At 59.8% G+C, this 8,275-nt stretch carries 8 protein-coding genes; 6 read left to right on the plus strand and 2 right to left on the minus strand.

From position 1 onward, the window contains the following. Nucleotides 1-92: 92 nt before the first annotated feature. From L0H65_RS09735 to folP, 4 genes are all read left to right on the plus strand, one after another. Nucleotides 93-2,642 carry a putative PEP-binding protein gene (locus L0H65_RS09735; RefSeq protein WP_301458679.1) on the plus strand — a complete coding sequence of 850 codons (2,550 nt, stop codon included), beginning with the start codon at nucleotides 93-95 and terminating at the stop codon, nucleotides 2,640-2,642. A gap of 185 nt (nucleotides 2,643-2,827) precedes the next feature. Then, complete coding sequence (locus L0H65_RS09740; RefSeq protein WP_301458680.1) at nucleotides 2,828-3,469, plus strand: cell wall hydrolase; 642 nt, start codon at nucleotides 2,828-2,830, stop codon at nucleotides 3,467-3,469. Nucleotides 3,470-3,547: 78 nt separating this feature from the next. Next, nucleotides 3,548-4,417, plus strand: a complete 870-nt coding sequence (locus tag L0H65_RS09745) for a dihydroneopterin aldolase (protein ID WP_301458681.1) — start codon at nucleotides 3,548-3,550, stop codon at nucleotides 4,415-4,417. After that, nucleotides 4,414-5,244, plus strand: coding sequence for a dihydropteroate synthase (folP, locus tag L0H65_RS09750; protein WP_301458682.1), 831 nt, complete (start codon nucleotides 4,414-4,416; stop codon nucleotides 5,242-5,244). Before L0H65_RS09745 ends, folP begins: the two co-directional genes overlap by 4 nt. Here the strand turns inward: folP and L0H65_RS09755 are convergent. Continuing rightward, nucleotides 5,241-6,119 (minus strand): DMT family transporter, encoded by an 879-nt coding sequence (locus tag L0H65_RS09755; protein WP_301458683.1) that lies wholly within the window; start codon nucleotides 6,117-6,119, stop codon nucleotides 5,241-5,243. The two genes, folP and L0H65_RS09755, sit on opposite strands and share 4 nt — an antisense overlap. A 224-nt stretch (nucleotides 6,120-6,343) precedes the next feature. Next, nucleotides 6,344-7,366, minus strand: coding sequence for a ketol-acid reductoisomerase (ilvC, locus tag L0H65_RS09760; protein WP_301458684.1), 1,023 nt, complete (start codon nucleotides 7,364-7,366; stop codon nucleotides 6,344-6,346). A gap of 143 nt (nucleotides 7,367-7,509) precedes the next feature. Between ilvC and L0H65_RS09765 the strand changes: the two genes are divergently transcribed. Both L0H65_RS09765 and L0H65_RS09770 read left to right on the plus strand, forming a co-directional pair. Continuing rightward, on the plus strand, nucleotides 7,510-7,968 hold the full coding sequence (locus L0H65_RS09765; protein ID WP_301458685.1) for an Lrp/AsnC family transcriptional regulator: 459 nt from the start codon (nucleotides 7,510-7,512) through the stop codon (nucleotides 7,966-7,968). After that, on the plus strand, nucleotides 7,965-8,275 hold a 311-nt coding region (locus L0H65_RS09770), incomplete at its 3' end, for an Lrp/AsnC family transcriptional regulator (RefSeq protein WP_301458686.1). The genes L0H65_RS09765 and L0H65_RS09770, both read left to right, overlap by 4 nt.

Here is an 8,275-nt window from a genome sequence, read left to right on the forward strand (position 1 = left end):
AACCCCCGGCGTTCGGCCACAAACCCGACGGTAATCCTTGCGCGATACCCCGATCTGCGTATGCTGCGCGTGAAAATCATAAGGGTGCCGCGGTGCAGAAACACGATCTGATCTCAGATTTCTCCGAAGTGACGCCCTCGGCCAAGATCGCGACGATGACCCACGGATGGCGCGCGAAATGCCTGCAACGTCTGGTGCGGCTTGACCTGCCGGTGCCGCGCACTGTCGCTTTGCCTGCCGAAACCGTACGCGCGATTGCGGCAGGGCGTCCCCTGGATTGTGACGGCGTTCTGGCGTGTTTCGGCAAGCGCCCTTTGGTTTCCGTGCGCCCCAGTCCGCAAGACCCGGATTGGGGGGGGCCGTCGACCGTGCTCAACATCGGAATGAACGCCGAACGCCATGCCGAACTGGTCAAAACCCAAGGACAGACGGCGGCAGACGCGCTCTATCTGCGATTCGTGCAAAGATACGCGATTTCAGTCGCAAGGCTCGACCCCGATATGTTCGATATTGCGGAGCCGTCTGCCGAAGCCCTGCGGAATGCTCTGCGGGTGTACCGCGACGAGATGGAGGAGGATTTCCCCGAAAACCCGGCGCAACAACTGGCGGAGGTGCTACGCTCCGTCGCGCGGGCTTGGGAAGGTACTTCGGCCCGCCTGCTCCGCCAATCGAAAGGCGCACCGGCAGATGCGCCTCTGGGGCTCGTGGTGCAGGAAATGGCGCAAGGCTTCGGTCAGGGGATTTCCGGCAGCGGCACCATTCAGTTCATCGACCCGGTCACCGGGTTGCCGCAAGTCACAGGCCGCTTTCTGGGACAAAGTCAGGGCAGCGATATCAAGGCGCGCGGTGCGGATGCGCTTTACCTGACGCGGGATCCCCGGGGCCCTTCGCTTGAGGATATCGCACCGGAAATTTTTGCGAGACTCGCACAGCAAGGCGCCGCCTGTCGCGCGAAACTGCGCGATGAGATGCAAATTGAATTCACCATTGATGACAGTAAGTTGGCGGTCATTGATGCTGTGCGCGTGCCGCGCTCCAGCCGCGCCGGTTTGCGGATCGCAGTGGATCTGGCCCGGGATGAGATCATCACCCATCAGGAGGCGGTCTTGCGCGTCGAACCGCGCGCTCTGTCGGAATTGCTGCATCCGCAAGTCGACCCGCGCGGCCCGCGTGATGTGATCGTGCGCGGGATCGGCGCCTCTCCCGGTGCGGCAACCGGTCGGATCGTCTTCACCTCCGCCGCCGCGCAAGCAAGTGCTGCGCGGGGCGAGCAATGTATTTTGGTGCGCCGCGAGACCGCGCCGGAAGATATCCGCGGCATGCATTCAGCGGTCGGCGTGCTGACCGAACGCGGCGGCATGACCAGCCATGCGGCGGTGATCGGACGCGGCTTGGGGCTGCCCTGCATCGTGGGGGCAACTGATCTTAACTTCGACACCAAAGAGCTTAGAATCGTTACGAAATCCGGCCGTACACTGGTGGCGGGAGATCTCATCACCGTCGACGGCACCACAGGGGAGGTGCTGGCCGGATCGGTTGAAATGCTGCCGCCCGCGCTGGATGATGCTTTCCGCACCTTGCTGTCTTGGGCGGATGACGCGCGTGACATCGGGATTCGTGCCAATGCCGACACCCCGTCGGACGCCCAGACCGCGCGGGATTTCAACGCGCAGGGGATCGGGCTTTGCCGCACGGAACATATGTTCTTCGAAGAAGCGCGTCTTGTCGCGATGCGGGAAATGATCTTTGCTGACACCGCAAGCGATCGCGCCGCCGCATTGGCCCGTATCTTGCCGATGCAACGCAACGACTTCGTTCAACTTTTTGAAATCATGCAGGGATTGCCGGTTTGTATCCGCCTTTTCGACCCGCCATTGCATGAATTCCTGCCCCATTCCCGCGACGGTCTGCGCGAATTGGCCGAAGCGCTTGATCGCCCGTTGTCGGAAGTAACGCGCCGCGCCGAGGCATTGGCGGAGTTCAACCCGATGCTGGGGATGCGCGGGGTGCGTCTGGGCATAGTTCTGCCTGAAATCTACGACATGCAGGCACAGGCGATTTTTGAGGCGGTGGTCGAAGTCGGCCGGCGCGGTGGCTCCATCACGCCGGAAATCATGATCCCCTTGGTGTCCGCCAAGCGCGAAGTGGAATTGGTCAAGAACCGGATTGATGCAGTTGCGGCCAAGGTTCGGACAGCGAAAGGCAGTGATTTCGACTTCAAACTGGGTGTTATGGTCGAAACTCCGCGTGCCGCGTTGCGCGCGGGCGATATCGCGCAACATGCGGCGTTCCTGTCCTTTGGCACCAATGACCTTACACAGATGACCTACGGCCTGTCGCGCGACGATGCCGGGCGCTTTATGAACATCTATGTTCAGCAAGGGGTCTACCCCGAAGACCCCTTCCACATTCTGGATGTCGATGGCGTCGGTGAGTTGCTTCTGATCGGAGCGGAGCGTGGCCGCCAAGCACGCCCCGGCCTGACGCTTTCAATCTGTGGTGAACATGGTGGCAGCCCCGAATCAATCGCCTTCTGCCGCAAGGCCGGCTTTGACTACGTCTCCTGTTCGCCCTACCGAGTCCCGCTTGCAAGGCTTGCTGCGGCACATTTGGCGCTTATGGACAGATTTGGCCATAACTGATTAAAATCAGATGCTTAATGTACAGTGTTCACACCGTATAGGCAAAACCCCGCTTGTCTGCGTTGCAAAAATGCAACTATAGATGGACTCTGAGAATGTTTTCGACTAGGAGTCTGCGCTGTTACCCGTGGGGGGCTGTTGAACGGCGGCGGGTGCTGCTTCGAAATTATACCGGGACAAGACCGATGAATGTGCGAAATAGCTGGTTGAGCGGCGCTGTTATGCTGCTCGCTTTGACTGGGGTTGCGACTGCCGAAACGGTTGTCAGCCGCTCCAACAATCCAACCGAGAAACTGGGTTCCCTGATCGGCGCGGAACAGCGCGCGCTGAACGCGATCCCTGATGCAATGTTGACTGCAAATCGCCCAAAAGAGGCATCGACGCAAGTGCGTTATGACGGGAACTGGGTTGCCTCGCAACCTGCGGCGACCGGTGGCGACCAGTTCACCTGCTTGGCCAAGGCGCTTTATTTCGAGGCGCGGGGTGAAACCGTGAAGGGGCAGTTTGCGGTCGCTGAAGTGATCCTGAACCGCGTCGATAGCCGACGGTATCCGAATTCGGTCTGTGGCGTTGTCAATCAAGGCTCTGGCCGTCGTAACGCTTGCCAGTTTTCCTATACTTGCGACGGGCGCGCGGACCGGATCAACGAGAAGGGTGCCTATGCGCGGGTGGCGAAAATTGCCCGCGTGATGCTGGATGGTGCCCCGCGCGATCTGACCCGTGGCGCCACGCATTTCCATACGACGAATATCCGCCCGAGTTGGGCGCGGCGTTTTGCCAATACCGCCAAGATCGGCCGCCATCTGTTCTATCGCCAGGGATCCTGACGCGACCCGTCGGGCTTGGCTCTTGCGATACAGGGCCAGATCGGGCATGTCAGGCCCGACGCAGCACGGGAACGGGCCATGACGGATGAAACACGCCACGCTTTCGGTCCTGTGGAGGCCCGTGTTGCCGCCTGTGCAGGCACCCCTCCGCTGGATCGCATTTCGGTGCGCAACCATGTGGTGGAGGTTGAAATCGGTGCCTTCGCGCAGGAGCGTGGGCTGTTGCAACGGGTACGTTTCGACATCGTGGTGGAGGTGTTCCCCATTGCGAAACCGCTTGACGATGATGTGGATCGCATACTTTCCTATGATCGGTTGACCGAAGCCGTCAGCCATGAACTGGCGGCAGAGCGGATCAACCTTCTGGAAACGCTGGCGGAACGGGTGGCGCAGCGGATATTGCTGGAACCGCAAGCGGCGCGCGTGTTCATTCGGATCGAAAAGATTGATCGTGGGCCTTATGATCTGGGCGTAGAAATTGTGCGGGCGCGGGACGATGCTGAGTCCGACGCGGTGTCGCCTGGGCAACATCCAAGAATTGCGGTGGTGCCTTCACATGATCCTGCCGGATGGATGGACGAGTTAAGGCGTGATGCGCCGTTGATCCTTGTTGCCCGCGATACGCCATCCGGTCCGCATGTCCAGGATGAAAAGGCACAACGGCAGATAGAGCTTTTGGCGATGGGGCAGGCGGCCTGGCAACTCGCGTCGCAGGATGCCCGATGTTTTGTTGTCGGCACATGGACGGAGTTGGATTGGGCGATGAAAAACTGCCAGATCAGCGTTTGGGCGCCTGCGCGAATGGTGCTGGATGCAGTGCCCCCCCCGGAAGGTGATGCACTGGCGCTTTCAGTCTGGTTGGCGGAAGCGTTGGCTGCGGTCGAACTGGTGGTTGTCGGGGGCGAAGCGCCGAAAGCGAACGTTCCGGTTAGGGTGCTGGTGCCATGACGATGGACCTATCGGCACTTGCGGCTGACCGCCCGTGCGTCATGGGAATCCTGAATGTGACGCCTGACAGCTTTTCGGATGGCGGCGATCTGACATCTGCCACTGCGGCGGCGGTGCGTGCAGGTGAAATGGTCGGCACCGGGGCGGATATCCTTGATATTGGTGGCGAAAGCACCCGCCCCGGCGCGGAAGAGGTGCCGATGGAGGAGGAAATCCGGCGTACCGCCCCCGCGATCCGCGCAATCCGGGACGCCGGGATCACTGCGCCGATCAGCATCGACACCCGCAAGGTGAAGGTGGCAGAGGCGGCATTGGCGGCGGGCGCAGACATGGTCAATGACGTCTCGGCCTTCCGGTTTGATCCGGAATTGGCCGATCTGGTGGCCGCGAAAGCCATCCCGGTGTGTCTGATGCATTCCAAAGGCCCACCGGCGACCATGCAGCAGGAAGCACAGTATGATGATGTGGTCGCAGAGGTGCGCGATCATCTGGTGGAGCGGATGGAATTCGCCGTTTCCCGCAGCATTTCGTTGGACCGCATAATCCTTGATCCGGGGATAGGGTTTGCCAAGACGATGGCGCATGACCTTATTCTTTTGAACAGGTTACGAGAACTTCTTGATGTTGGCCAACCGATTCTTCTGGGTGCGTCCCGCAAGAAATTCATTGGCAGGATTGCCAATGTGCCGGTTGCAAAGGACCGGGTGCCAGGCTCGCTTGCCGTGGCATTGCATGGCGCGTCGCTCGGGGTACAAATCCTGCGCGTGCATGACGTTGCTGCGACTGTTCAGGCATTGGCCGTGTGGCGCGCAATAAGGGACGCTTAGGGCTTCGGCCGCCGCTGTGACAGGAACAATCCGGCAAGGATCAGCCCCAGCGCAAGGTAAAAGCGGTGTGGGATGACCTCGCTCAAAATGACGCCGCCGAAGAACATCGACCACAGCGGCACCTGATAGCTGGTGAGCGTCATGAAGCTGGAACCGGCGCTGCGAATGACAGATACCCGCAGGAAGGCGGCAAGCGCCGTCGGTAACAGGCCAAGGCCGATGATTGCGATTCCAGGCACAGACCCGGCGTAGTGCGGCCGACCTTCGGTCACGAACATCAGCGGGAGAAGGGGTATCGCGCCAATGATCAATGAGGTTGTTGCCAAGGTGATCGGATCAATCGGCGGGCAGCGCCGCGTCAGGATCGAGGCGAAGGCGTAGCAGAGCGCCGCGCCGATACAGGCAAGCCGGGGCAGAACCAGCGGCCCGCCTTCCACCACTTCCGGCCCGAGCAGGACCAAAGTGCCAAGAAAACCAAGCCCGAAGCCGATGACCTTCATCCGATTGATCGCCTCGCCCGCAAAAACATAGGCCAAAGGCAGCACGAACAGCGGCACCGCTGCCATGGACAGCCCGGCAAAGGCTGAGGGGACAAAGGATTGCGCCCAGGCCAGCAGGAAAAACGGTAGTGCAGAAGACAAAACCCCGATCGGCAGCAAATACCGCCACAGCACCGCATCCCATCGCGGCAGCGGCCTGCGTCCGAGCGCCAGGCAGAGCAGAACCAGCGCGAACGCACCAAGGGTAACGCGCGCTGTTGCTACCGTTGTCGGGCCGTAACCGCGCAGGGCAATGCTGACCACCATGAAGGTGCCGCCCCAAAGCACACCGAGGAACAGGATCGAAAACCAGTCGCGGCGGGTCGGGCTCTGCATCGGGTGGCCTTTTAAGGGGTCTGCGGGCTCATGCGTTTTGCATATTATCTGAAACAAGCGAATTGAAATTGGCGCTCAACGAAGTGGAGAGGCAGCCAATTTCGACTCGAATCAAATGCAAAACGCTCTGAACCGCCGCCGTCGCGGGGGCAAAGGTGAAAAAAGGGCGCGGTTTTGCCCGCGCCCCGGTGTTTCACATTGCGCCGGAACTTCCGACGCGCCAATCAGTTCCGCGCCTTGTCGACCATCTTGCCCTTGGAAATCCAAGGCATCATGGCGCGCAGCTTCTCACCGACCTGCTCGATCTGGTGTTCATCGTTGATGCGGCGGGTCGCTTTGAAGGACGGCTGACCAACGGCGTTTTCCTGCATGAAATCACGCACGAATTTGCCGGACTGGATGTCTTTCAGAACCGCTTTCATCCGGGCCTTCGTCTCATCATAAGGCAGGATGCGCGGGCCGGAGACATATTCGCCATATTCGGCAGTGTTGGAGATTGAGTAGTTCATGTTGGCGATACCGCCTTCATAGATCAGGTCAACGATCAGCTTCACCTCATGCAGGCACTCGAAATACGCCATTTCCGGCTCGTATCCCGCCTCAACCAGCGTCTCGAACCCCATGCGAATCAGTTCGACAAGGCCACCGCACAGCACCGCTTGCTCGCCGAACAGGTCGGTTTCGCATTCCTGACGGAAGTTCGTCTCAATGATGCCCGAACGCCCGCCGCCAATACCGGAGCAATAGGAAAGACCCAGTTCCATCGCCTTGCCGGTTGCATCCTGATGCACCGCCACAAGGCAGGGTACGCCGCCACCTTTGGTGTATTCGCCGCGAACGGTATGGCCCGGACCTTTGGGGGCCATCATGATCACATCGACGCCGGGTTTCGGCTCAATCAGTCCGAAATGGACGTTCAAGCCGTGGGCAAATGCGATGGCGGAACCTTCGCGCAGATTGTCGTGGACGTAATTGCGATAGGTTTCGGCCTGCAACTCATCCGGCATGGTGAACATGATCAGATCGCACCATTTTGCCGCTTCGGCGATGCCCATGACCTTCAGCCCTTCGCCTTCGGCCTTTTTCGCGGAAGGCGAGCCTTCGCGCAGCGCCACGACAAGGTTTTTCGCGCCGGAATCGCGCAGGTTCAGCGCATGGGCGTGGCCCTGCGAGCCGTAGCCGAGAATCGCGACCTTCTTGTCCTTGATCAGATTGATGTCGCAATCGCGGTCATAATACACGCGCATGGTATTTCCTTTCGGGTTGCAGGCCTGTCGCCATTGATGGCGGCAGAATAGGGGCTTCTTGATGGTATCCGCTGCAAAATTTGACATTCATTGCGGTAAATGCAAAAAAATCATGCGCAAAGTGACAATTATTCGGATGATTCATGCAAATTGACGATACAGACAGGCGTATCCTGCGGCATCTGCTTGCCGATCCTGCTCTGCCCAACGCGCAACTGGCGGAACGCGCGGGCGTGACCGCAGCCACCTGTTGGCGGAGATTGGAGAAATTGCAGGAAGCAGGAGTGATCGCGCCACCCGTCGCGGCCTTGAATTGGCGTGCCTTGGGCTATGAGGTGGAGGTGTCCTTGCGTTTCAATCTGGACAAGACCGAACCCCGCGCCTTTGACGAGTTTATGGAGGAAGCGCGGAAAATACCTGAAGTCATTGCGATTGAAACGTTTTTGGGCAGTGTCGATCTGCGCCTGAACGTCATTGCGCGCGATATGCAGCATTATCAGGAACTGTACCGTCGCCGCATACTGTCGTTGCCGCATATCGTCGATATTGAGGCGTTGATGCTGATTGCGACCATCAAGAACGAAAGCGCATTGCCGATATGATCGACCTTGACGACCTTGACCGTGCCTTGCTGCGCAGCCTGTCGCGCGATGCGAGCATCAGCGCGGGGGAATTGGGCCGCCGTCTGGGGCTGAGCCAGCCGGCGGCATGGCGGCGAATCAGACGGTTGGAGGAAGCGGGCATCATCACCGGTCGCAAGCTGGCCGTGGATCGCGCCGCCCTCGGCTTTGGTGTCACGGTGTTTCTGGGGGTGAAACTCGCGACCAAGGGGCGGGTATCATTGGAAGATTTTGAACGCGCGGTCGCGGCGATCCCGGAGGTGCAGGTGGTGCAGCATGTGCTTGGCAT

Origin of the sequence: Pseudorhodobacter sp. (genome assembly GCF_030452865.1) — a bacterium.
Classification (GTDB): Bacteria; Pseudomonadota; Alphaproteobacteria; order Rhodobacterales; family Rhodobacteraceae; genus Pseudorhodobacter.

Bases quoted from the DNA above. Each gene is read 5' to 3' on its own strand.
- L0H65_RS09740 (WP_301458680.1), top strand. From the start codon at position 2,828: ATGAATGTGCGAAATAGCTGGTTGAGCGGCGCTGTTATGCTGCTCGCT.
- L0H65_RS09745 (WP_301458681.1), top strand. From the start codon at position 3,548: ATGACGGATGAAACACGCCACGCTTTCGGTCCTGTGGAGGCCCGTGTT.
- folP (WP_301458682.1), top strand. From the start codon at position 4,414: ATGACGATGGACCTATCGGCACTTGCGGCTGACCGCCCGTGCGTCATG.
- L0H65_RS09755 (WP_301458683.1), bottom strand. From the start codon at position 6,119: ATGCAGAGCCCGACCCGCCGCGACTGGTTTTCGATCCTGTTCCTCGGT.
- ilvC (WP_301458684.1), bottom strand. From the start codon at position 7,366: ATGCGCGTGTATTATGACCGCGATTGCGACATCAATCTGATCAAGGAC.
- L0H65_RS09765 (WP_301458685.1), top strand. From the start codon at position 7,510: ATGCAAATTGACGATACAGACAGGCGTATCCTGCGGCATCTGCTTGCC.